The organism is Flavobacterium segetis (assembly GCF_900129575.1).
Lineage (GTDB): Bacteria > Bacteroidota > Bacteroidia > Flavobacteriales > Flavobacteriaceae > Flavobacterium > Flavobacterium segetis.
In genome coordinates this window covers 201,236-225,376 of sequence record NZ_FQWE01000003.1, presented here as the reverse complement: position 1 = coordinate 225,376, position 24,141 = coordinate 201,236, and the positions used below count along the sequence as shown (strand labels likewise).

Annotated in this window: 20 protein-coding genes; 11 read left to right on the top strand and 9 right to left on the bottom strand. The window is 33.4% G+C overall.

The window, feature by feature from the left end:
* Window positions 1–3: 3 nt before the first annotated feature.
* Together BUA99_RS05330 and BUA99_RS05325 are read right to left on the bottom strand one after the other, a co-directional pair.
* The gene (locus BUA99_RS05330; RefSeq protein WP_072989223.1) at window positions 4–1,167 is read right to left on the bottom strand and encodes an iron-containing alcohol dehydrogenase; all 1,164 of its coding nucleotides are present in this window, start codon (window positions 1,165–1,167) and stop codon (window positions 4–6) included.
* 4 nt (window positions 1,168–1,171) lie between these two features.
* Window positions 1,172–1,942, bottom strand: coding sequence for a type 1 glutamine amidotransferase domain-containing protein (locus BUA99_RS05325; RefSeq protein ID WP_084673483.1), 771 nt, complete (start codon window positions 1,940–1,942; stop codon window positions 1,172–1,174).
* An 86-nt stretch (window positions 1,943–2,028) separates the two neighbouring features.
* Between BUA99_RS05325 and BUA99_RS05320 the strand changes: the two genes are divergently transcribed.
* Complete coding sequence (locus tag BUA99_RS05320) at window positions 2,029–2,922, top strand: LysR family transcriptional regulator (protein WP_072989221.1); 894 nt, start codon at window positions 2,029–2,031, stop codon at window positions 2,920–2,922.
* A 3-nt stretch (window positions 2,923–2,925) separates the two neighbouring features.
* On the opposite strand, the gene nadD is transcribed toward BUA99_RS05320, so the two are convergent.
* The 5 genes from nadD to BUA99_RS05295 all read right to left on the bottom strand — a co-directional run bounded on the left by nadD (window position 2,926) and on the right by BUA99_RS05295 (window position 6,367).
* A complete protein-coding gene (gene nadD / locus BUA99_RS05315; protein WP_072989219.1) occupies window positions 2,926–3,507 on the bottom strand; it encodes a nicotinate (nicotinamide) nucleotide adenylyltransferase in 582 nt (193 codons plus the stop codon).
* A 46-nt stretch (window positions 3,508–3,553) separates the two neighbouring features.
* On the bottom strand, window positions 3,554–4,123 hold the full coding sequence (gene gmk, locus BUA99_RS05310; RefSeq protein ID WP_072989216.1) for a guanylate kinase: 570 nt from the start codon (window positions 4,121–4,123) through the stop codon (window positions 3,554–3,556).
* Between the two features lie 63 nt (window positions 4,124–4,186).
* On the bottom strand, window positions 4,187–5,047 hold the full coding sequence (locus BUA99_RS05305) for a YicC/YloC family endoribonuclease (RefSeq protein ID WP_072989214.1): 861 nt from the start codon (window positions 5,045–5,047) through the stop codon (window positions 4,187–4,189).
* A gap of 74 nt (window positions 5,048–5,121) precedes the next feature.
* Window positions 5,122–6,018 (bottom strand): DMT family transporter, encoded by an 897-nt coding sequence (locus BUA99_RS05300; protein WP_072989211.1) that lies wholly within the window; start codon window positions 6,016–6,018, stop codon window positions 5,122–5,124.
* Window positions 6,011–6,367, bottom strand: coding sequence for an arsenate reductase family protein (locus BUA99_RS05295; protein WP_072989209.1), 357 nt, complete (start codon window positions 6,365–6,367; stop codon window positions 6,011–6,013). Before BUA99_RS05295 ends, BUA99_RS05300 begins: the two co-directional genes overlap by 8 nt.
* Window positions 6,368–6,449: 82 nt before the next feature.
* Between BUA99_RS05295 and BUA99_RS05290 the strand changes: the two genes are divergently transcribed.
* A complete protein-coding gene (locus BUA99_RS05290) occupies window positions 6,450–6,905 on the top strand; it encodes a DinB family protein (RefSeq protein WP_072989733.1) in 456 nt (151 codons plus the stop codon).
* Window positions 6,906–7,118: 213 nt separating this feature from the next.
* Here the strand turns inward: BUA99_RS05290 and BUA99_RS05285 are convergent, their stop codons facing one another.
* The gene (locus BUA99_RS05285) at window positions 7,119–7,862 is read right to left on the bottom strand and encodes a DUF3298 and DUF4163 domain-containing protein (protein WP_072989207.1); all 744 of its coding nucleotides are present in this window, start codon (window positions 7,860–7,862) and stop codon (window positions 7,119–7,121) included.
* Window positions 7,863–8,049: 187 nt separating this feature from the next.
* Here BUA99_RS05285 and BUA99_RS05280 point away from each other — a divergent pair, with 187 nt between their 5' ends.
* A complete protein-coding gene (locus BUA99_RS05280; protein WP_072989205.1) occupies window positions 8,050–9,195 on the top strand; it encodes a cystathionine gamma-synthase in 1,146 nt (381 codons plus the stop codon).
* A gap of 78 nt (window positions 9,196–9,273) precedes the next feature.
* Here BUA99_RS05280 and BUA99_RS05275 read toward each other — a convergent pair whose 3' ends face one another.
* Entirely contained in the window at window positions 9,274–10,074 is an 801-nt protein-coding gene (locus BUA99_RS05275) for a THC0290_0291 family protein (RefSeq protein WP_072989202.1), read from the bottom strand.
* A 276-nt stretch (window positions 10,075–10,350) separates the two neighbouring features.
* Between BUA99_RS05275 and gdhA (BUA99_RS05270) the strand changes: the two genes are divergently transcribed.
* The 8 genes from gdhA (BUA99_RS05270) to BUA99_RS05235 all read left to right on the top strand — a co-directional run bounded on the left by gdhA (BUA99_RS05270) (window position 10,351) and on the right by BUA99_RS05235 (window position 24,091).
* Window positions 10,351–11,694 carry an NADP-specific glutamate dehydrogenase gene (gene gdhA, locus BUA99_RS05270; RefSeq protein WP_072989199.1) on the top strand — a complete coding sequence of 448 codons (1,344 nt, stop codon included), beginning with the start codon at window positions 10,351–10,353 and terminating at the stop codon, window positions 11,692–11,694.
* A 408-nt stretch (window positions 11,695–12,102) separates the two neighbouring features.
* Window positions 12,103–13,446: an NADP-specific glutamate dehydrogenase gene (gene gdhA / locus BUA99_RS05265; RefSeq protein WP_072989196.1), complete on the top strand. Its 1,344-nt coding sequence runs from the start codon at window positions 12,103–12,105 to the stop codon at window positions 13,444–13,446.
* 124 nt (window positions 13,447–13,570) lie between these two features.
* Complete coding sequence (gene porZ, locus BUA99_RS05260; RefSeq protein ID WP_072989194.1) at window positions 13,571–15,871, top strand: type IX secretion system anionic LPS delivery protein PorZ; 2,301 nt, start codon at window positions 13,571–13,573, stop codon at window positions 15,869–15,871.
* Between the two features lie 39 nt (window positions 15,872–15,910).
* Entirely contained in the window at window positions 15,911–16,624 is a 714-nt protein-coding gene (gene recO, locus BUA99_RS05255; RefSeq protein ID WP_072989192.1) for a DNA repair protein RecO, read from the top strand.
* A 145-nt stretch (window positions 16,625–16,769) separates the two neighbouring features.
* Complete coding sequence (gene ileS / locus BUA99_RS05250) at window positions 16,770–20,228, top strand: isoleucine--tRNA ligase (RefSeq protein WP_072989189.1); 3,459 nt, start codon at window positions 16,770–16,772, stop codon at window positions 20,226–20,228.
* Window positions 20,229–20,235: 7 nt separating this feature from the next.
* Window positions 20,236–20,616 (top strand): TraR/DksA family transcriptional regulator, encoded by a 381-nt coding sequence (locus tag BUA99_RS05245; protein ID WP_072989186.1) that lies wholly within the window; start codon window positions 20,236–20,238, stop codon window positions 20,614–20,616.
* 113 nt (window positions 20,617–20,729) lie between these two features.
* Window positions 20,730–21,332, top strand: a complete 603-nt coding sequence (locus BUA99_RS05240) for a lipoprotein signal peptidase (RefSeq protein ID WP_072989184.1) — start codon at window positions 20,730–20,732, stop codon at window positions 21,330–21,332.
* A gap of 287 nt (window positions 21,333–21,619) precedes the next feature.
* A complete protein-coding gene (locus BUA99_RS05235) occupies window positions 21,620–24,091 on the top strand; it encodes a zinc-dependent metalloprotease (RefSeq protein WP_072989181.1) in 2,472 nt (823 codons plus the stop codon).
* Window positions 24,092–24,141 lie beyond the last annotated feature (50 nt).

The window sequence follows — 24,141 nt, the reverse complement described above, 5'->3', positions numbered from 1 at the left end:
TCATTAATAGCTCATTTCAACTATTTCTTTGACTTTTTCTAAGGTAATATTTTGTTTTTCACCTAGTCCTAACCATCCTCTTTCTTTAAAACGATCAACGATGAAGGAAGCAGTCTTATTATAATCCTTAGTATAATCTGATAATTTAGTATCCATTCCCATTGTGTGGAAAAATTCTACTGTCTTTTTAATTGCTTCATTTGCAATTTCCTCGTCAGTTCCTGTTAAATTAAAAATACGTTTTCCGTATTGTGCTAATTTCCCTTTTTTAGTTTCAAACATGACGCGGTATAGATTTGGACCTACAACAGCTAGTGTTCTGGCATGATCAATACCATATAAAGCTGTTAATTCATGACCTATCATGTGTGTTGCCCAATCTGATGGTACTCCTTTTTGAATCAAACCATTTAAAGCCATCGTGCAACTCCACATAAAATTAGAGGCGAGGGCATAATCTTTTGGGTTTTCAACTACATCAGGTCCTATTTGAATTAATGTTTGAATAATACTTTCAGCAATTCTATCTTGTAAAAAACCATCATGCGGATAAGTTAAATATTGTTCTAAAACGTGTGTATAGGCATCAATTACTCCGTTTTGTAATTGTCTTTTTGGTAATGACTCTATCACTGTAGGGTCACAAATAGAAAATTTTGGAAACAGTGCTGAACCACCAAAAGCTAACTTCTCTTGAGTAGATTGAATAGTGACTACCGCTCCTGAATTCATTTCGCTTCCTGTTGCCGGCAATGTCAATATCGTTCCAAAAGGCACTACTTTAGATAAATCTTTTATTAGGAGCTTTTTTTGTAAAATTTCCATTGGATTTCCGTCAAAATGTGCAGCAGCCGACATGAATTTTACTCCGTCAATTACTGATCCACCACCTACAGCAAGTATAAAATCGATTTTTTTCTCCTTTATTACAGCAACCGCTTTCATTAAAGTCTCAAAATGAGGGTTAGGCTCAATACCTCCAAATTCAATAATTTCAAAATCCTTTAAATTTTTAATTACTTGCTCGTGAATACCATTTTTAAAAATACTTCCACCTCCATAAGCCAATAGGATTTTTGCTCCCTTTGGTACTAATGACGCTAGTTTTTCCATTTGTCCTTTCCCAAAAATTAAATTGGTAGGGTTGTATAATTCGAAATTTATCATGATATTATTTTTTTAGATTCAATTTATTCAATAATTTTTCGGCAACGAGTTTAGACGACGCTGGATTTTGACCAGTAATTAACAACCCATCTTCAATTGCGTATGGTTGCCAATCACCAATTTTTGAGTAAGTGGCTCCATTTGCCTGCAAAGCATCCTCTAGTAAAAATGGAACAACTTTAGTTAAACCTACCGCTTCTTCTTCGCTATTAGAAAAACCAGTTAATTTTTTACCTTTTACTAAATACTCACCATTTACCTTTACATTTTTTAATGCAGCAGGAGAGTGACATACAAAAGCCACTGGTTTGTCATTGTTATAAAATGCTTCAATCAGCGCAATTGAGTTTTTGTCATCTGCTAAATCCCATAGTGGTCCATGTCCTCCAGGATAAAATACAGCATCGTAATCAGCTTGATTAACCTCAGCTAGTTTATGTGTTTTACTTAGTTTGGCTTGTAGTTCAGTATCTTTATCAAACCTTTTAGTATCTTCAGTAGCTGCAGATGCATCATCACTTTTTGGATCAATTGGCGGCTGTCCTCCTAGGGGCGATGCAATGTCAATTTGAACCCCTTTATCCGATAGTTCATAATAAGGAGCTGCAAATTCTTCAACCCAAAATCCTGTTTTTTCTCCTGTGTCTCCAAGTTTATCGTGACTTGTAAGAACAAATAATACTTTTTTCATAACTTTTTTATTTTGTTTCTGTGCAGTTGCAGGAATGCAACTTAATGTTAATACTATGATTGATAATAGAGCAATTTTCCTCATAACTTTTTTGTTGATTGCAAATTTAAGGCTTATATGCTATTAGTAAAAATAATTTAAGTTATGTTTGTGATAAGTAAATTTATATCATGACAAATCTAGAATGGTACCGAACTTTTAAATCTGTTTATAAAAACGGAAATTTTTCTTTGGCAGCAAAAGAATTATTTATCAGTCAACCTGCTGTTAGTCAGCAAATATCAATGTTGGAAGCACATGTAGGTTATAAACTTTTCATTAGAAGGTCAAAAGGTGTCGAGCCAACAGATTACGCTAAGTTACTCAATAATTTAATTATTGAGGCTCTTGAACGATTAGAAAATGTGGAGAATGGTTTTAGGGCCAAAGCATTTGATGCTAATCGATTGATATCAGTTGGAATTTCAAAACATTTAATGAGTAGTATAGCAAGTACATTGGTTTCCGAGTTTGATTTTATTGATTTTAGTTTTCATGAAAATGATGTGCTATTTGAATTAGTTGACTCTAAAAAACTCGATTTTGCAGTGGTAACTAAAAGATATGATACATTTGATACGATACAGAAAAAGCTTGGAGAAATAAAGCAAATCATTGTTGGTTCTAATACTATTGACTTAACCATTCTAAAGAGTAATATTAAAAGTAAAAATTTTGATGCAACCGAAAATTGGTTAAACGAGCAAAAATGGTTTAGCCATGATGCCCAAATTCCGCATATAAAATTATTCTGGTTGCATGTTTTTAATAAAAAAAGACCTTCAATGATTCCCAATTATATTATTCCATCAGAATATGAAATGTTAGAAATTATTGCGAAGAATACAGGAGTAGCAGTTGTATGGAATATAAACGCTAAGAATTTTATTCTAGAAAACAAGATTCAACTACTGTGGGATAGTAAAGATATGCCCCACACCGAAGTTTTTTTACTGTCCAATAAGAAGGAAAATCTAAAAGCTATTTTTGATAAAATAGAACTTAAACTTAAAAATTTGTTGTAGTGATTACTTCCTATAAAAGTTATTATGATCAATATAATCCCAAACTTTTGGAGGTAACAGAGGTCGAATATTTTTGCCTTTTTTAATATTTTCTCGAATAAAGGTTGATGCTATTTCTACTATTGGCGCATCGACTAAATGAATTTTTGGATGGTTTTTTAATTTTAAAATATCTTTTTCGTCAGATAGTCTGGGATAAACATAAATTTCGTGGCGATCTAAAATTATTTCATAGTTTTTCCATTTATGAAATGATTTCAAATTGTCTTCACCCATTATCAATGAAAACTCATGATTTGGATATTTTTCTTGTAAATGAGCTAACGTATTTACCGTGTAATTAGGTTGTAGTAATTTAAATTCAATATCCGAAGGTTTAATTTTAGGGTAATCCTCAGTTGCAAGATGCACCATTTGTAAACGATGGTAATCATCAAGTAAAGCACTTTTCTTTTTCAGCGGATTATGCGGTGTCACCACCATCCAGATTTGGTCTAAATTAGAATATTCAGCCATGTGATTGGCAATAATCAGATGCCCGATATGAATGGGATTGAATGTTCCGAAGTAGAGTCCTATTTTCATTTTTTTAGTGACTAGTAATTAGTGACTAGTGATTAGTAACTAATCACTAACTGATGAAATCCTTCACCAATTGATGTGCTTCTTCTAAAGCAACTTGTAAATCATAATTTTTAATAACAACGTCAAATTGTGGTGCGGTGGCTAGCTCAACAGAAGCTTTTGCAATTCGCATATTTATTTTGTCATCACTTTCAGTGGAACGCTTTTTTAATCTGATCTTTAGTTCATCGATGCTTGGAGGTTTTACAAAAACGGCTAAAGTTTCATTTGGAAATTTACTTTTAATACGCAATCCTCCTGCTACATCAATATCAAAAATAACGTTTTTACCCAGAGCCCAAATACGTTCTACTTCGCTTTTCAATGTTCCGTAAAAATTATCTCGATACACTTCCTCCCATTCTAAAAAGTCTTCATTTTTAATGTGCTTTTTAAATTCTTCTGTAGAAATGAAATAATAATCTTTGCCATTAGTTTCTTCTCCTCTAGATTCCCTCGACGCTGCCGAAATTGAGAATTCCAAATTTAAATCTGATTGTCCTAATAAATGCCTAACTATAGTTGTTTTTCCTGATCCTGATGGTGCCGAGAATACGATTAATTTTCCTTTTTTCATTTTTAGTCAATAGTCAATAGTGAATAGTGATTGGCTAAATACGAATCACGATTTACGGTTTACTTATAAAACGTTTAATACCTGCTCTTTAATTTTTTCTAACTCATCCTTCATTTGCACTACTAATTTTTGCATTTGAGCATGATTGGATTTAGAACCCATCGTATTTATCTCACGCCCCATTTCTTGGGTAATAAAACCTAATTTTCTACCGTTAGCTTCGGTTCCATTGATGGTCTCAAGGAAATAATCCAAGTGATTTGTTAAACGTACTTTTTCTTCGGTGATGTCTAATTTTTCTAAATAATAGATTAATTCTTGTTCAAATCGGTTTTCATCAACGTTCACTTTTAGCTCTGCAATTGCTGTTTGCAAACGATCTTTTATCGCTTGAACCCGCTCTGGATCAAGTTCTAGAGCCTCAGTCATATACTGGCGAATATTTCCTATGCGTAATTGAAATTCCTTTTCTAGGGACATTCCCTCATCTCTTCTAAAAGTCAAAATGTTTTGCAACGCCTCTTCAATAACGGTTTGGATTTGTATCCAGTCATTTTCATCAATTTCATCACGTTCTACTTTCATTGTATCGGGCATACGCACCGCCATTTTCATTAGTTCTGTTTCGTCAGCATCGGCATAAACCTCCTTTAACTGATTTATGTACCCTCTTACAATTGGAACATTTACTTTTGTGGAAGTTTGTTCTGCAGTACTTTCAATAAAAACAGAAAAATCAATTTTCCCTCTTTCTAACTTTAACGCAATTTGGTTGCGTAATCCTAATTCCATTTCGCGGTACAGTGAAGGCATTCGCACATTTAAGTCTAATCCTTTACTGTTCAAGGATTTTACTTCTACTGTTATTTTTTTGGTTGGTAATTGCAAAGTCGCTTTCCCAAAACCGGTCATTGATTGTATCATATATTTTTCTAAAAGAGGGCAAAGATAGTAAAAAAAAGCCCCCTAGCCTTCCAAAGGGGAATTGCAATATAGATCTAGTTCTCACTTTTGGAAGGGCTGGGTGAGGATACTAAATAAACACCACCAAAGATTAAAATAGCAGAACCAATTTTAACAAAACTCAAGTTGTCTTTTCCTAGACTAATAGCGAATATAGTTGCAAACACAGGTTGTAAATAAATAAAAACAGCAACGGTAGTAGGTTTCAATTCTCTCATAGAAAGTAAATTTAGCAAATAGGTCAAAAAAGTAGAAAACACTACTACAAAAGCTATTTTCCAGCTAATTGCAACAGGAATTATCTCCCAATTTACAGCTTGGAATTGGCTCCAGCCAAAAGGTAAAACCATAAAAAAACCAAACAAATAAATCCATTTCACAAATGTAAAAGCATTGTATTTATCCATTAACTTCTTAACCGTGATCAAATAAAATCCGTAAGAAACGGCATTTAGTAAAACGAGAAAATTGCCCAGGCCAGCATCAGTTGCGCTACCTATTGATTTACCATAAAGGATAAGGAAACCAGTGCCTATTAAACCCAACATAATCCCAAAAACCATTCGGCTTTTCATACGCTCTTTCATGATTATTGCCGATAATGTTAGCACTATCATAGGCGTTGTAACCATAATTACAGCCGCTGAAATAGGCGAAGTCAAACTCAAACCCTTAAAAAAAGTAAGCATGTTGAAAGCAACGCCAAAAAAAGCTGCGGCTATAATTCTAGGAAAATCAGCAAAAGCAATTTTTTCTTTTGGCATAAAAAGCCAAGCTAACCAAAATAAAATTACGGACCCGCCTACACGTAAAAATATAAATCCGTAGGCATCAATGTATATTGGCATGACATCTTTAGCAATTGTAAAAGTGACTCCGTAAATGATGGAGACAAATGTGGCTCCAAATAATGCAATATTACGTTTAGACATTAGCAAAAGCGAGCATTACTTGATGCATATTTTGTTGGGTATTACCAATGTAGATTTTATTTTTGATGATAAAAACTGGGCGACTCAAAAAGGTGTAGTGCTCTAAAATATATTTTTTGTAATCCGCTTCAGTTAAAGCTTTGTTTTTTAAATCCAATGATTTATACAATTGTGCTTTTTTACTAAAAAGAGCTTCGTAACTTCCTGATAATTCAACCATTTGCTCTAATTCTTCAACGGTTATAGGGTCTTGCTTAATATCGCGAAAGAATAAGTTGTGATCTTTTGGTAATGATTTAATTATTTTTCGACAGGTATCGCAGGAAGCTAGGTAATATATTTTATCCATTTTTATACTTTTTTTTAGCACAAAGAAAATTCATTTAACACTGAAAATGATTATTTTTATTAAAAATTTAAAAATCATAAAAATGAATTCAACATTTGACATTACCAGAACAAGTAGAAAAATTATATCCCAAATACTGCAAAATTACACATTAGATCAGTTAAATAAAATACCGGAAGGATTTAATAACAACATCATTTGGAACATTGGTCATATAATAGTTGTTCAGCAAATGTTAACCTACAATCTATCCGGTTTACCAATGATGATTTCTAACGAAATGGTAGAAAAATATAAAAAAGGAACTAAACCAGAGCATATTGTGCAGCAGGATGAGTTAAATGAAATGCAGCGGTTACTGGTAGAAACAATTGACAAAACTGAAGCTGATTTCATTGCTAAAACGTTCAATGATTTTCAGGAATACCCTACGTCAACTGGATTTGTAATAAAAACTGTCTATGAGGCGATGGACTTTAATTATTTCCATGAAGGACTTCACATTGGGATCATGATGAGCATTCGTAAGTTTATTTAACAGCTGTTTCCCGCCATTTGTTTCAATCTCTAGACCAACATCCTTTTTTTCTAAGTCATAAAAGGAGCTTCCGTTGGTCGCTCTTTTAGGACAAGAAAAAATTGGATTTTGATCAAGAGGATTTTCACTACTGTCGCGGCTATGAAATAGAATTGATAAGATGTTTTGCTAGTTTAAACAGTTTTTAAAAAGCTATTTGAAACTCACATAAAACTATTTTACTTTCAAAAAATCGTTGACTTCATTATAAGGCAATAGCATTTCTCTAGCGCCATCAGCATACGAGGCTATCTCATAACTATTGTAGTAAAGAAGTATACCACTATCGGTGAAGAAAATATTTTGTGGCAGTTGAAATTTTTCATTTTCAAACATTAAACCGCTTGAATTAATCTCTTTATTAGCAGGGATTTTATATTTCTCTCTGAATTTTTTTTCGGCGAAAGCCTTAAAGAGATCTCTATCTTTAAATAATTGATTGACAGAGATCGATTTTCCAGTTTCAGTATTAAAAAGTAAAGAACGTAAACCATGATAACCATGAGCGCCACCAGTATAGGTGTAATGATCAATCTGTATATTTAAAATATTTTCTGATTGGTAGGTCACACTTCCTTTAATGTCACCTTCCCAACCAAATTTGTCCTTAGGGAATTCTTTTTGTAGTTGCTCGTACGAATCGATAAATGATTTTAGTAAACCATTGTAATCTTTTGAAGTATATGGCTTTTCGCCAAAATAAATAATTTGTTTTAAAACGGAAAACACTTTTTTATTAATACTATCTGCTACAATAGTAACTCCATTTGCAACTGGAATTTTTACTTTAATCTCAGGACAATTTGCAGCACATGGAAGAGCCGTTTTTCTTTGAAATGATTGCTCTTCAAAAACCAATTCATTAGAACATTGCGCCATCGAAAGAAGAATCAACGAATAAACTATAAAGTATTTCATCTCAAAAATGTTAATTAAAAACAAAGGTAATTGGTTGTTTCTTGCTTAGCCAAAATTAAAAGGTAAATTTGTAAAAAAATTTTACTTTGAAAGTAAAATTTGGAAATCGTACCAAATTTATTTTGGGCGACCATTTAAAATTAAAAGGCAGAAACATAATTATCGCTTAAAATTTAAATTATACAATATGAAATTTAATACTAAAGTTATTCACGGTGGGCAACATCACGACCCAAGCACAGGAGCAGTTATGCCTCCAGTTTACCAAACATCAACATTTATACAAACAAGTCCTGGACAGCCACTAAACCCAGATTACGAATACAGTAGAGCTGCAAATCCAACTCGGACTGCTCTTGAAAACGCATTAGCAAGTATTGAAAATGGAACGCGAGGATTAGCTTTTTCATCGGGATTAGCAGCAACTGATTGTATTTTGCGTTCGTTTAAAGCAGGTGATGAAATCATAGCTATGGACGATTTATATGGTGGAACTTATAGAATGTTCACACGCATTTACAAAGATTCAGGCATAAAGTTTCATTTTGTTGATATGAATGATTTAGAAAAATTCAAATCATTGATCAATGAAAATACTAAATTAGTTTGGGTTGAAACACCAACAAATCCTTTGATGAAATTGGCGGATATTCAAGAAATTGCTAAAATTACTAAAGATAAAAAAATACTTTTTGCGGTTGACAATACTTTTGCAACTCCTTATTTGCAAAAACCACTAGATCTAGGTGCTGATATCGTCATGCACTCGGCAACAAAATATCTTGGAGGTCATTCTGATGTAATAGCGGGTGCGTTAATTGTAAAGGACGAAGCACTTGGCGAGCAATTGCATTTCCAGCAGTTTGCAACTGGTGCTACATTAGGACCTATGGATAGTTTTCTTATTTTGAGAGGAATAAAAACGTTGCATTTGCGCGTTCAAAGACATTGTGAAAATGGCGGAAAAGTAGTTGAATTTTTAAACAATCACCCTAAAGTTAAAACAGTTTATTATCCAGGATTAGCTAGTCATCCATACCATGAAATTGCGAAAAAGCAAATGAGCGGTTTTGGAGGAATGGTTTCTTTTACTTTTGTTTCAGGCAAAAAAGAGGATGCTATCGACTTTTTAGAAAAAGTAAAAGTTTTTACACTTGCTGAATCTTTAGGAGGAGTGGAATCACTAGCGAATCATCCTGCCTTGATGACACACGCATCAATTCCTGAGGAAAAGCGAAAAGAAATAGGAATTACCGATGACCTAGTACGATTGAGTGTAGGTATTGAAGATGCTGAAGATCTAATTGCTGATTTAAAACAAGCGCTGGCTTAACAAATTTATTATAATGTACAAAAAACTCCAATTCTATAGCTCAGAATTGGAGTTTTTTTTATATACTTTATTTTAGATTTATAAGTAATAGATATAACCAAAATTAAACCATACTAGCCAGTCATTTGCTTTATTCTCTTTATAAATGTCGGGATTAGGATTTAGACCATCAACCCAGTTAGAGAAATAATATTGAAATTTTAGATCAACCATCAAATCAGCAGATTCATTTAACTTATAACGAGTACCAACACTAGATACTGCCGACCAAACTGTCTTGTTCTCATTAGAAAATCCAAAAGAACGCCCTTCGCTAGGCGTTAAGTATTTAGGGAAAGTAGTGGCTGTAGCTCCTAATGGACCAAGTGTTGACGAAGCACTTGCACTGTAATAACTAATTTGTGCGCCAAGGCTAACAAAAGGCGCAAAACTGCCTTCAACTGCTGAATAATCTCGAATGCTTAACGGAAAAAATTCAAGTTGAGTTCCTAAATTTGTTACTGAAGTTTTACCGGACATAGCCCGAAGTTGTTGCGCATCAATTGATGTTTTGGTGGGTGCAACATATTCACCAAAATGGTTTAGTTTAGAAGTAATAAAGGAGATTTCTGATCTTACTTTAAAATGATCGTTAAAATAGGTTCTTGAAGTATAATTATAATCCGCATTGAATCTAAAATTGAAATAATGCACGAGACCAATACCTATTCCAGTGTTTCCAGAGTTAGTTTTAAAATCGTATCGTTCTCCATAATCAGATTGAAAGGCAACAGGCCCAGCGATGATTCCTATCTCGTGAGAAAAGCCATCAAATTGAGCATTTGAGTAATTTGAGAAGCCAATTAAAAGTAGCGAACACGCTAAAATATTTTTAATCATTAGAAGGTGAAATTTCAAATCAAAGCAAATATATAAAAACATCACTCAAATAGGGAATATATAGATAATAAAAAAATCACTCAAAATGTTGTTTGTTTAACAAAACGTAGCCGTTTACTTTAAAATAATTACTTTAAAATAGATTAATTAATATATTCTTGATAAATAGATAATTCTGCTTAGAAACCAGCATTACTTATGATAATATTTTTATTATAATGTATCTTTACGCATTATTACGAAATCGATTTCTTAAATTAATTATATACAAAGTTTATGTTATTAAAAATTAATGATTTTATGGCTCAAGTTGAAGCTAAAAATCCAAATGAACCTGAATTTATTCAAGCGGTAAGGGAGTTTGCGGAAACGGTTATCCCATTTATTGCAACACAAAAAAAATACGACGGAAAGAATCTACTTTTGAGAATGAGTGAGCCGGAACGTTCCATAATATTTCGAGTTCCATGGGTAGATGATCAAGGAGAAATACAAGTGAATAGAGGATTTAGAATTCAAATGAATTCTGCTATTGGACCTTACAAAGGTGGTATTCGTTTTCATCATACCGTAAATTTATCTGTACTTAAGTTTCTAGCATTTGAACAAGTATTTAAAAATAGTTTGACCACTTTGCCAATGGGTGGTGGAAAAGGAGGGTCAGACTTTGATCCGCAAGGAAAATCAGATGGAGAAGTAATGCGTTTTTGCCAATCATTTATGACAGAGTTGTGCAGACATATTGGTCCGCAATTAGACGTTCCTGCAGGAGATATTGGAGTTGGAGCCAGAGAAATAGGTTATTTGTTTGGACAATATAAGAGAATCAAAAATGAATTTACAGGAGTTTTAACCGGTAAAGGATTAGCATACGGAGGATCTTTAATTCGTCCCGAAGCAACAGGTTATGGGGTAGTCTATTTTACAGAGCAAATGCTACAAACTATTGGACACACTATAAAAGATAAAAGAGTAGCTATTTCAGGATTTGGTAACGTAGCATGGGGAGTGGCACTAAAAGTTAATGATCTTGGCGGAAAATTAGTTACAATTTCTGGTCCTGATGGTTACATTTATGATGAAGAAGGAATTTCTGGAGATAAAATTGACTTTATGCTTGAAATGAGAGCGAGAGGAGATAATAGAGTTGAATCCTACTTAGAAAAATATCCTAATGCTGTTTTCCATAAAGGAAAAAGTGTGTGGGAAGTAAAAGTAGATGTTGCCATTCCTTGTGCAACTCAAAATGAATTGTTAGAGGATGACGCAAAAATGTTGATTGCTAATGGCGTTTTGTGTGTTACGGAAGCAGCTAATATGCCAAGTACTCTAGGAGCTATTAAAGAATTTTTAAATGCGAAGGTACTTTTTGCTCCGGGCAAAGCAGCAAATGCTGGTGGTGTTGCAGCGTCAGGTCTAGAGATGACACAAAACTCAATTCGTTTAAACTGGACAAGTGAAGAAGTAGATTCAAGATTAAAAGAAATCATGGTGGGTATTCACAATCAATGTAAGCGTTACGGTGCGGACGAATCAGGTTATGTGAATTACGTAAAAGGGGCAAATATTGCAGGTTTTGTAAAAGTTGCTGATGCAATGATTGCGCAAGGAGTGGTTTAAAATTTCAGTATATATATTCAAAAAACCTTCTGTCAATTTTTGACAGGAGGTTTTTTTAATTTAATAAAGCTCTAAAAATTAGAAGCCCTCGTGATCCATGTAAAAGAGTAATAAAGGGTAAAATGGAGTCTTTTAAAAATAATTTAGGTAAATAAATGCTACTTTCCAGTAAAACTAAAAAAGTGTTATGTACTAATTATTTCAAGTTCTGCTCTCAATTAAACTTTTATGATTACGAAATTCGTAAAATTTGATACAGGATTAGAGGTTTACATAATTATAAGTTAAGATATTTGACTAATAGAGAAATCTTAAATTAAAAAAGGAATAATTTTTCTCAAATTTTAATTGTAGCTTATCTTTGATATGTAAAATATTAGTTTCAAAATCTTAATCATTTATATACCCATGTCACAAAGCATCACTAACTTTATCGAAGAGGTTGCGAAAAACAACCCTAATGAGCCCGAATTTATGCAAGCGGTTATTGAAGTTGCAGAAGCTGTAATTCCTTTTATTGCAAATAATAAAAAATATCAGAATAAGATGCTCTTGGAAAGAATGGTCGAGGCAGAGCGCATTGTTATTTTTCGGGTGCCATGGATAGATGATAATGGACGAACGCAAGTTAATAGAGGATATCGTGTTCAAATGAATTCTGCTATTGGTCCATATAAAGGAGGTATTCGCTTTCATCCTTCGGTGAATCTTAGTATTCTGAAATTTTTAGCTTTCGAGCAAACCTTTAAAAATAGTTTGACAACACTCCCAATGGGTGGAGGAAAGGGAGGAGCTAATTTTGATCCTAAAGGCAAATCTGATATTGAAGTAATGCGTTTCTGTCAGAGTTTTATGAATGAATTATGCAGGCATATAGGTCCAGATACTGATGTTCCAGCCGGTGATATTGGTGTAGGAGCTAGGGAGGTAGGGTATATGTTTGGTCAATATAAAAAAATTAAAAACGAATTTACGGGTGTATTAACTGGTAAGGGAATTTCTTTTGGAGGATCTCTAATAAGACCGCAATCAACTGGTTATGGCACCGTATATTTTGCACAAAGTATGTTAGCTACAAAAGGCGATGACTTTAAAGGGAAAATAGTGGTGATTTCTGGATCTGGAAACGTGGCGCAATATGCAACCGAAAAAGTAAATGAGTTAGGTGGTAAAGTAGTAGCTCTTTCGGATTCGCTGGGTTATGTATATGACGAAGAGGGCATTGATGCAGAGAAATTAGCGCATGTGATGGAACTTAAAAATGAGCTAAGAGGCACTATAAAAGATTATGTGACTAAATATCCAAATGCGAAATATATTGTAGGAGCTCGACCGTGGGGAGTGGTATGTGATGTTGCATTACCTTGCGCAACCCAAAATGAATTAGATGTTGAAGACGCAAAAGCACTAATTGAAAACGGTTGTATCTGCATTGCTGAAGGTGCTAATATGCCATCAACGCCCGATGCTGTTTCGATTTTTCAAAAAGCTAGAATATTATATGCTCCAGGAAAAGCCTCTAATGCTGGCGGCGTTACAACTTCGGGACTTGAGATGTCTCAGAATTCATTGCGATTGAAATGGACTTTTGAAAAAGTAGATGATAGATTAAAAGAAATTATGACTGACATTCATGTTTCATGTATGAAATATGGCGCCGATGAAACGGGACATGTCGATTATGTAAAAGGAGCAAATATTGCTGGATTTGTAAAGGTAGCAGATGCGATGCTTGCACAAGGTGTGGTATAAATTAAGATTTAATAATTTAAAAATGCCTTTCCTCAATAATTTATTGATGAAAGGCATTTTTTTGCGGAAAAAATAATTGGAATTACGTTTGTTCTATATTTGTATTCTAATTTTGACTTAAATTATGAAAAATAATAGCTTGTGTATTTTGATGCTTCTTTTTATTCAAATGGCTTTCGCCCAAAATAAATTAGTGTGGCAGGGTTATTTTTCTTATTCCGAAATAAAAGGTATCTCACAATCAGCGACAACTATTTTTGCCGCTTCTGAAAACGCATTGTTTTCTTATGATAATAAGACTAATATAATTAAAACAACTAATACTATTGATGGTCTTTCAGGTCAAACGATATCTACAATATACCATAGTTTGAATAATAACAAAACTATTATAGGTTATGAAAATGGATTAATAATAGTAATTAATGATGCTAATGGCTCCATACTTAATGTTGTAGATATTATAAGCAAGCAACTTCCCGCTGGAATCAAGAAAGTAAATCATTTCTTGGAAGCTGGAGACGTTATATATGTCTCTTGTGACTTTGGAATCGTACAATTTAATTTAAAAACGATGCAATTTGGCGATACTTATTTTATTGGAGATAATGGCGTTGAAATAATTGTGAATCAAACAGCAGTTTTTGATGGTTTTATTTACGCAGCCACAAATAATGGAATTAAAAGAGCTGGTGTAAATAATAAAAATTTAAATGATTTTAGTCAATGGTTAACTGTATCTAGTGGTAATTGGTCGAGTATTACAACATTTGGCAGCGATTTATACGCTATTAATTCCACAGGAAATATTACTAAATTTAATGTAGTTTTTAATTCTTTTAGTACTATTACTCAACTGCCTCAACCTTCATTAGACAGTAAAATCTCTGCAAATTACTGGATCATTACTACAGCCGATAGCATTTACATTTACAATATTAAAATGGAGATGATCCGTCAAATAAATAGAAATCAAATTCTAGAAATTAATTCTAGCTTTACCTGTGCTACTATAATAGGAGATACTATTTTTATAGGAACTAAGGATGACGGGCTACTTACAACTTTGCTTTATACAAATACAACTTTTGAAAATATAACACCTTCTGGGCCTTCAAAAAACAATGTATTTTCTATTCAAGCTTCGGCAAGTGCACTTTGGGCGGTATACGGATTTTATCCAGCAAATTATAATCCATATCAAGCACCTGGCGGTTTTCCTACTTTGTATGGTATTTCTAAATTAGATTATAAATCATGGCTAAATATTCCCGCTTCCAAAGTTTTAGGAGCTAGATCTTTATCTAATGTCGCTGTCAACCCTAGAAATAATGACGAGGTGTATGTTTCGTCCTTTTTTTCTGGTTTATTAAAATTGGAAAATGATGTTCCCACACAATTACTAACACCGCAAAACACCGGTCTTAATGGCTTACAAAGTATTGAAGTTGCTAATAATCCTAATGATATTAGGATAAATAATCCTGTTTTTGATAGAGACGGAAACTTATGGTTGACTAATAATCTAGTAGCAAAAGCGTTAAAAGTTCTTAAGACAAATGGAGAATGGCAAAGTATATCTCTCGCTTCAGTTTTACCGGAATTAACGGCTTTTGGTGGTTTAGCAATAGATAATAATAATACTAAATGGGTAGCATCTAGACGAGGAGTAATTGGTTATAATGAAAAAGGAGGTGTTTTGAAAGTGATAACGGAAGGAAGTGAAAAAGGGAATTTACCATCTCCTGATGTTCGAAGTGTAGCCATTGATAATAAAAATCAATTATGGATAGGAACTAATAAAGGATTGCGAGTCTTGTCAAACGTAGGAAATTACAAATCAGAAGTCCAAATGATCGCAAGTTCCATCATAATTCTTGAAGATAATGTAGCACAGGAGTTATTGTTTGAACAGTTTATCACTGATATAACCGTAGATGGAGCTAATAATAAATGGATAGGTACTGCTGATTCTGGAATATTTTTGGTGTCTCCAAATGGTCAAGAAACAAAGTACCATTTCACGGTAAACAATTCACCTTTACCTAGTAATACTATAAATGACATTGATATTAACAGCAATACGGGCGAAGTTTTTATAGCTACAGCTAAAGGAATGATCTCTTTTAAGGGAACTGCAACGGCAGCAAAAGAGGATTTAAATAACGTTGTTGTGTATCCTAATCCCGTAAGACCGGAATACAAAGGAACGGTTAAAATCACGGGACTGCTTGACAAATCAAATGTCAAAATTACCGATATTGGAGGTAATCTAGTTTATGAAACCACTGCTCAAGGCGGAACAATTGAATGGGATACTAGTGCTTTTGGCAAATATGAAGTAGTGTCTGGTGTGTATATGATTTTTATTTCGGCTCAAGATGGTGCGGAGACTAAAGTAAAAAAAGTCATGATAATACGATGAAAAGTCTAAATTTTAAATTTCAAATCCAAACTCTTACAAGTGCAAGTTAAAACTAAAGCTATTGTTTTGTCGTCTCTAAAATTTCAGGAAAAAAGTTTAATTGTAAAATGTTTTACTCTTTCGCACGGCTTGAAATCCTATTTTGTGCGGGATGCTTTTTCGAGTAGAAAAGCAAGTCAAAAAATCGCTTATTTTCAGCCACTAACTATACTTGATATTGAAGCCGTTCATAAAAATAAAGGAACTTTAGAAAATTTTAAAGAGATAAAAATTGCCTCAGCTTTTCATTCCATACATTCGGATATTTACAAAAGTACAATTGTGATGTTTGTTTCTGAAATGCTGCATCACTCCATACATGAAGAAGAAACAAATGAGCCCCTTTTCAATTTTCTCGAAGCCGCATTAAATTGGTTAGACAATCATGACGACATTGCTAATTTTCATCTAATTCTCTTGTTAGAAACCACGAAGTATTTAGGTTTTTATCCTGATACCTCTGATATCGATTTACCTTTTTTCGAAATGAATGAAGGTATATTTACTCCTTTTCATGCGATTAGTTCGTTAACAGAGCATGAAAGCAGTCTGTTTAAAAAACTAATTGATTTAAAATTTGATAACAATCAAAAAACATTTCATGTTATAGAAAGACAAATTGTTTTAAAAGTTCTAATTGATTATTATAGTTTTCATTTGGATGGTTTTAAAAAACCCAAATCATTGGATGTTTTAAAAGAGATTTTTTCTTGATAAAATTTTATTACATCAAAATTGTAAAAATATTGGTCGAAAAATACAATTTAGTTTATGCTCACAGGTATAACTTTCGACCTACGACTTTCGACTTGTGACATAATTTTATTACTTTCGCACTTCGATTTAAGAAAAGGATAAAATGAGCACAAAATTTACTGAATACAAAGGACTTGACTTACCAACAGTAGCGTCAGAAGTACTTGATTTTTGGAAGAAAGAAAACATATTTGAGAAGAGTGTAATAACTCGGGAAGGGAATGAACCATTTGTATTTTTTGAAGGACCACCTTCAGCTAATGGTTTGCCAGGAATTCACCACGTGATGGCACGTGCAATTAAAGATATTTTTTGCAGATATAAAACACAAAAAGGATTTCAAGTAAAGCGTAAAGCAGGTTGGGATACTCATGGTTTGCCGGTAGAATTAGGTACGGAGAAAGAATTAGGAATTACCAAAGAAGATATAGGAAAAACTATTTCTATTGAAGAATATAACGAAGCGTGTAAAAAAACCGTGATGCGTTATACCGATGTGTGGAATGATTTGACCGAAAAAATGGGATATTGGGTAGATATGGAAGATCCATATGTGACTTATAAATCCAAATATATGGAAACGGTTTGGTGGATTTTAAAACAAATCTACAACAAGGATTTAATGTACAAGGGTTATACGATTCAGCCGTATTCTCCAAAAGCAGGTACGGGATTATCTTCGCATGAAGTAAACCAGCCAGGTAGTTATAGAGACGTTACTGACACTACCGTTGTCGCTCAATTTAAAGTAATTGATTCGCATAAAGAATTAGTTTTTGCTAAGTTTTATGATTACATAAGTTCAAATAATCTATTGCACTACAAACTAGAAGTTCTAGATTTAGATGATATTTTTATCTTAGCCTGGACTACAACACCTTGGACATTACCAAGTAATACAGCATTAACTGTAGGTCCAAAAATAGAATATGCTCTAGTTAAAACATTCAATCAATATACGTTCCGCCCTTCCACAGTAATTTTAGCGAAGAACTTAGTTGGAAAACAATTTGGTAAAGGTTTTTTCGAAAGTAACGAACCTGCTGATTTTGAAAATTTTAAAGAAGGTGATAAAAAAATTCCATATCAAGTTTTAGCAGAATGTAAAGGTGCTGATTTAGTAAATATCAGTTATGAACAATTAATGCCTTTAGTATTACCGTATCAAAATGCTGAAAATGCATTTCGAGTGATTGCGGGTGATTTTGTCACTACTGAAGATGGTACTGGAATTGTTCATACTTCACCCACTTTTGGTGCAGATGATGCCAAAGTAGCCAAAGAAGCTATACCAGAAATTCCACCAATGTTAGTTTTAGATGAATATGGAACTCCGGTACCATTAGTGGATTTGCAAGGAAAATTTGTAAAAGGTCTTGGAAATTTATCTAGCAAATACGTCAAAAACGAATATTACAACGATGGCGATGCTCCAGAAAGATCTGTAGATGTTGAAATTGCTATTCAGTTAAAAGAAGAAAACAAAGCATTCAAAGTAGAGAAATATGTCCACAGTTACCCACATTGCTGGAGAACTGATAAGCCTATTTTATACTATCCGTTAGACTCTTGGTTTATAAAAATCTCAGAAGTGAAAGATCGAATGTTCGACTTAAACGAGACGATCAACTGGAAGCCAAAAGCAACGGGAGAAGGACGTTTTGGCAATTGGTTGAAAAATGCAAATGACTGGAATTTATCGCGCTCTAGATTTTGGGGTATTCCATTGCCTATATGGAGAACCGAAGACAAAAAAGAAGAAATTCTAATAGGATCCGTTGAAGAATTATATAACGAAATTGAAAAATCGATCGCTGCAGGTTTCCAAAAAGAAAATCCTTTTAAGGGTTTTGAAATTGGAAATATGGCCGAGTCGAACTATGATTTAGTCGATTTACATAAAAATGTAGTGGACCAAATCACTTTAGTTTCTACTTCTGGCAAGCCTATGATTCGTGAAGCTGATTTGATAGATGTTTGGTTTGATTCGGGTTCTATGCCTTATGCACAATGGCATTATCCTTTTGAAAACAAAGATAAAATTGATGAAAATAAAGACTTTCCCGCTGATTTTATTGCTGAAGGTGTAGATCAAACTCGTGGTTGGTTTTATACACTTCATGCGATTGGAACTTTAGTTTTTGATAAAATAGCTTATAAAAATGTAGTTTCTAATGGTTTAGTTTTGGATAAAAACGGACAAAAAATGTCCAAACGTCTAGGTAATGCTGCTGATCCTTTCGAAACATTAAAGGAATATGGCCCTGATGCTACGCGCTGGTACATGATTTCAAACGCAAATCCATGGGATAACTTGAAGTTTGATTTAGAAGGAATTGCTGAGGTTCGTAGAAAATTCTTTGGAACATTATACAATACATATTCCTTCTTTAGTTTATATGCTAATATTGATGGTTTCAAATATGCAGAAGCGGAAATCCCTTTAACTGAAAGACCAGAAATTGATCAATGGATCATATCAGAATTGAATACTTTAATAAAAGAAGTGGATAGTTTTTATGCTGATTATGAACCTACAAAAGCAGCACGCGCTATTTCTGAATTCGTTCAGGAAAATTTGAGTAATTGGTACGTGCGTTTGTGTCGTCGTCGATTTTGGAAAGGAGAATACGCACAAGATAAAATTGCCGCTTATCAAACTTTATATACCTGTTTATTGACCATTAGCAAACTTGGAGCGCCTATTGCACCGTTCTTTATGGATAAGCTTTATAGAGACTTAACTTTGGCAACGCAATCAGAAGAATTTAGTAGTGTACATTTAGCTGATTTTCCAAAATACGTTGAAAACTATGTTGATAAATCGCTTGAAAGCAAAATGCAGAAAGCACAGACTATTTCCTCACTAGTTTTATCGCTTAGAAAAAAGGAAATGATCAAAGTGCGCCAGCCATTACAAAAGGTAATGATTCCCGTACTTGATGAGGATCAAAGAGCTGAAATACAGGCTGTTTCTGATCTGATAAAAGCAGAAGTAAACGTGAAGGAAATTGTGCTTATAGATGATGCTTCTGGGATCTTAGTAAAACAAATAAAACCTAACTTTAAAGCACTCGGACCCCGTTTTGGAAAAGATATGGGTCTGATTTCTAAAGAGATACAAGATCTATCAAAAGAGCAGATAAATCAGTTAGACAAGAATGGAACTTTAGAGATTTTTATTGCAGGAAATAATGTACTTTTAACCCAAAATGACGTCGAAATAACATCGCAAGATATTGAAGGTTGGTTAGTAGCAAATGCCAATGGAATAACCGTTGCGCTTGACATTACAATTTCTGAGGAATTGAAACAAGAGGGAATTGCTAGAGAATTAGTAAATAGAATTCAGAATATCCGTAAAGATTCTGGATTTGAAGTCACTGATAAAATAAAAGTTCAGCTGAAGCGAAATGGACTTTTAGAAATGGCAATTCTTAAAAATGAGGAGTACATTAAATCAGAAACACTAACGAGCGATTTAGTTTTTGTTGATACGCTTGAAAGCGGGATCGAAATTGAATTTGACGATATAAAAACAAGGATATTAATTTCAAAATAATACGAAAATGGCAAGCGAAACAGCAAGATACTCTGATCTAGATTTAGCAGAGTTCAAAGAAATTATATTGAATAAAATGCAAAAAGCACAATCGGATTTAGATTTGATTAAAAGTGCTTATATGAATGATTTGAATAATGGGACTGATGATACTTCGCCTACGTTTAAAGCCTTTGAGGAAGGAAGCGAAACAATGTCAAAAGAAGCCAACTCTCAACTTGCGATTCGTCAAGAAAAGTTTATTCGTGATTTGAAAAATGCACTTTTCCGTGTTGAAAATAAAACGTACGGAGTGTGTAAAGTGACCGGTAAATTGATAGGTAAAGATAGATTGCGAATTGTTCCTCATGCAACTATGAGTATTGAAGCAAAAAATTTGCAGCGATAATTCTATTTTAGTTTTATAATTTAAATTCCAAATCCCAATAATAACCCAAAAATTATTGGTGTTTGGGATTTGGAATTTAGTTTTTACTTATTTTTGCCATCAAATTTTACAAAATGTCTTTACGAAAAGCCTATCTCTTAATTTTTATCCTTTTACTTGTTGATCAAGTTTCTAAAATATACATTAAAACCAATTTCGTATTAGGACAGGAAGTTGAGGTATTCAGGTGGTTTAAAATTTTATTCATTGAAAATGAAGGAATGGCATGGGGAACAGAAATTCCTGGTGAGTATGGGAAATTATTTTTGACTCTTTTTAGGTTAGTAGCTGTAGGTGGCATTGGCTACTGGTTATGGGATTCTGTCGAAAGAAAAGATAGTTCTAATTATTTAATTGTCGCAATTTCGTTAATTCTTGCTGGAGCTTTTGGAAATATTATTGATTCTGTTTTCTACGGAATTATTTTTAACGATAGTCATTATGAAGTAGCTACTTTATTCGCTGATCAACCGTACGGGACTCTGTTTCACGGTAAAGTCGTGGACATGTTTTACTTTCCCTTTTGGAGTGGAATTTTACCAAGTTGGTTACCTATTTGGGGTGGAAAAGACTTCACTTTTTTCAACGCTATTTTTAATGTTGCTGATATGGCAATTTCAACCGGAGTTGGTATCTTGATCGTTTTTAATAAAAAAGCGTTTCACAAGGACGAGTGACAGATTAACTTTTTTTGTAAAAAAATTTTATTACGCCGATAGTCAGTTCACTACATTTTTAGGCTCGCATATATTATAATAGTAAACCTTCTTAAATATACTTTAGAAGGTTTTTTTATATCCTTAAGAGAAATTAATATACTATATTTCGTATTTATTTAAAACTGCGATTAAAAACACATATTTTAATCGTCAATAGTTAATAAATTGTTAAATTATTAAACAATTGTTAGTTATCAGACTCTAAAATTTATTTTTGGTTATCAATAACCATTAAAAAATAATAAATGAAAAAGTTTTTTATTTTAACTGTATTTACAGCACTTTTATTACTTCCTACAACACAATTTGCGCAGTCTAAAAAAGAAAAAGAGAAGCAAGCAAAATTAGCTGCAGCTACTGCTGAAAAAAAACCAGAAACCACGATAAAGGAATATAGTAAAGTGATTACTAAGGAAGCTAAATCTGATGATGGACTTTTTATGGTGCATAAAGTTGATAAAAAATACTATTTTGAAATCCCTAACAAACTTTTAGATAAAGACATGCTATTGGTAAGTCGGTTGTCTAAATTACCTTCTGATTTGGGCGGAGGTTATGTTAATGCAGGTTCTGAAACCAATGAGCAATTGGTAGTTTGGCAGCGTTTTCAAGATAAGGTGCTGCTAAAAGTAAAATCATATAGCGCTGTTGCAGATCCTAGTTTGCCAATTAGTCTTTCTGTAAAAAACAATAATTATGAGCCTATTTTATTTGCTTTTGATATTGTCGCTTTTAGCACAAACGCCGAGAATACGGTTATTGATGTAACAAAGTTTTATAGTACTGACGTAAAAGCAATCAGCGGACTTTCGGCTTCGATGCGTGAATCATATAAAGTAAAAGGACTAGATGATTCTCGTAGTTTTATTACAGCCATGAAGAGTTTTCCAATGAATATTGAAGTCGTTCAAGATTTCACTTATAATGCATCAAATCCTCCAGTAATGAAAGATGCTGAGACAATAAGTATCCAGATGAACCAATCAATGATTTTATTGCCAGAAGTACCAATGCAACCAAGATTAGCTGATCCAAGAGTGGGTTGGTTCACAATGAACCAAATAGACTACGGAAGTAATGAATTAAAATCAGATAGTAAAACTTTTATCCGCCGTTGGAGGTTGGAGCCAAAAGATCCTGAAGCTTACGCAAGAGGAGAACTAGTAGAACCAATCAAGCCAATTGTTTACTATATAGATCCAGCTACACCTGAAAAATTGCGCAAGTACATTAAACAAGGTATTGAAGAATGGCAAAAACCTTTTGAATCAGCAGGTTTCAAAAACGCAATTATCGCTAAAGATCCACCCACAAAAGAGGAAGATCCTGACTTCAGTCCAGAGGATATTCGGTATTCTGTAATTCGTTATGTAGCGAGTACGACTAGAAATGCAGTTGGGCCAAGTGTTTCTGATCCTAGAACAGGTGAAATTATTGAGAGTGATGTAATTTGGTACCACAATCATTTACGTTCGTATAGAAATAGGTATTTACTAGAAACAGGTGCGGCAAATCCTTCTGCGAGAACTTTAAATACGTCTGATGAAGAAATGGGTGAAATGATGCGATTTGTAATTGCTCATGAGGTAGGTCACGCACTTGGTTTTCCACATAATATGGGAGCAAGTAGCGCTTACGAGATAGAAAATTATAGAAATGGACCTTTCACTCAAAAAAGCGGAATTGCTGCTAGTTTAATGGATTATGCTCGTTTTAATTATATCGCTCAGCCTGGTGACAAAGGGATTCGTTTTATTCGCCAAATGGGACCTTATGATTATTATGCTTTAAACTGGGGATATCGTGTAATACCAAATGCTACTTCTCCAGAAGCTGAAGTTCCTACATTAGACAAATGGATTTTAGAGAAAGCGGGAGATTTAAATTATAGATTTGGTAAACAAAGCAGTAGTTTTGACCCTACATCACAAACAGAAGATATTGGAAATAATTCAATGAAAGCAAGTACTTACGGCCTTAAAAACTTAGAATTTGTTGCTGCAAATTTGTCAAAATGGACCAGTGATGTAACTAATAATTACGAGGATTTAGACGAGTTGTATAAAGAAATGTTAGATGTTTGGGGTAGATATGTAGGACATGTCGTGACCAATGTAGGTGGAGTTTTTGAGAATATTAAAAAACCAAATGAAAAAGGTAGCGTTTATAATGTGGTGCCAAAGATAAAACAACAAGAAGCGATGCAGTGGTTACAAACGAATGCTTTTGCATCTCCAACTTGGTTAGTTAATCTAGGAACACTAAAAAATATTGATTATTCTGGTTACACCGAACGTTTTAGAAGTTTGCAAGTGCGTCATTTGAATAATGTATTGAGTTTTGAACGAATGGGTCGACTGATAGACACAGAAATTGTAGGAGCTAATAATTATAATGCTTTAGATTTACTTCAAGACATGCGAAAAGGGATCTGGAAAGAAGCTAGCTCAGGATCGAATGTTACTATTTATAGAAGAAATTTGCAGCGTTCCTATATTGAAAGAATGAGTTTCTTGATGATTGAAGAATTAAAAGCAGGATCATCAAGAGATTATTATAACGTTTCTCAATCTGATGTGAGAGGACTAGTTAGAGGCGAATTAAATTTATTAAAAACTTCGCTATCAGCAGCTAAAAACGTTGCCGTAAACACAGAAACGAAATATCATTACCAAGATTGTATCAAACGTATTGAGAAAATATTAGACCCTAAATAACAAGATTCAGTTTTAGCATAAATAAGTAAAGGAGCTCTATATGTAATAGG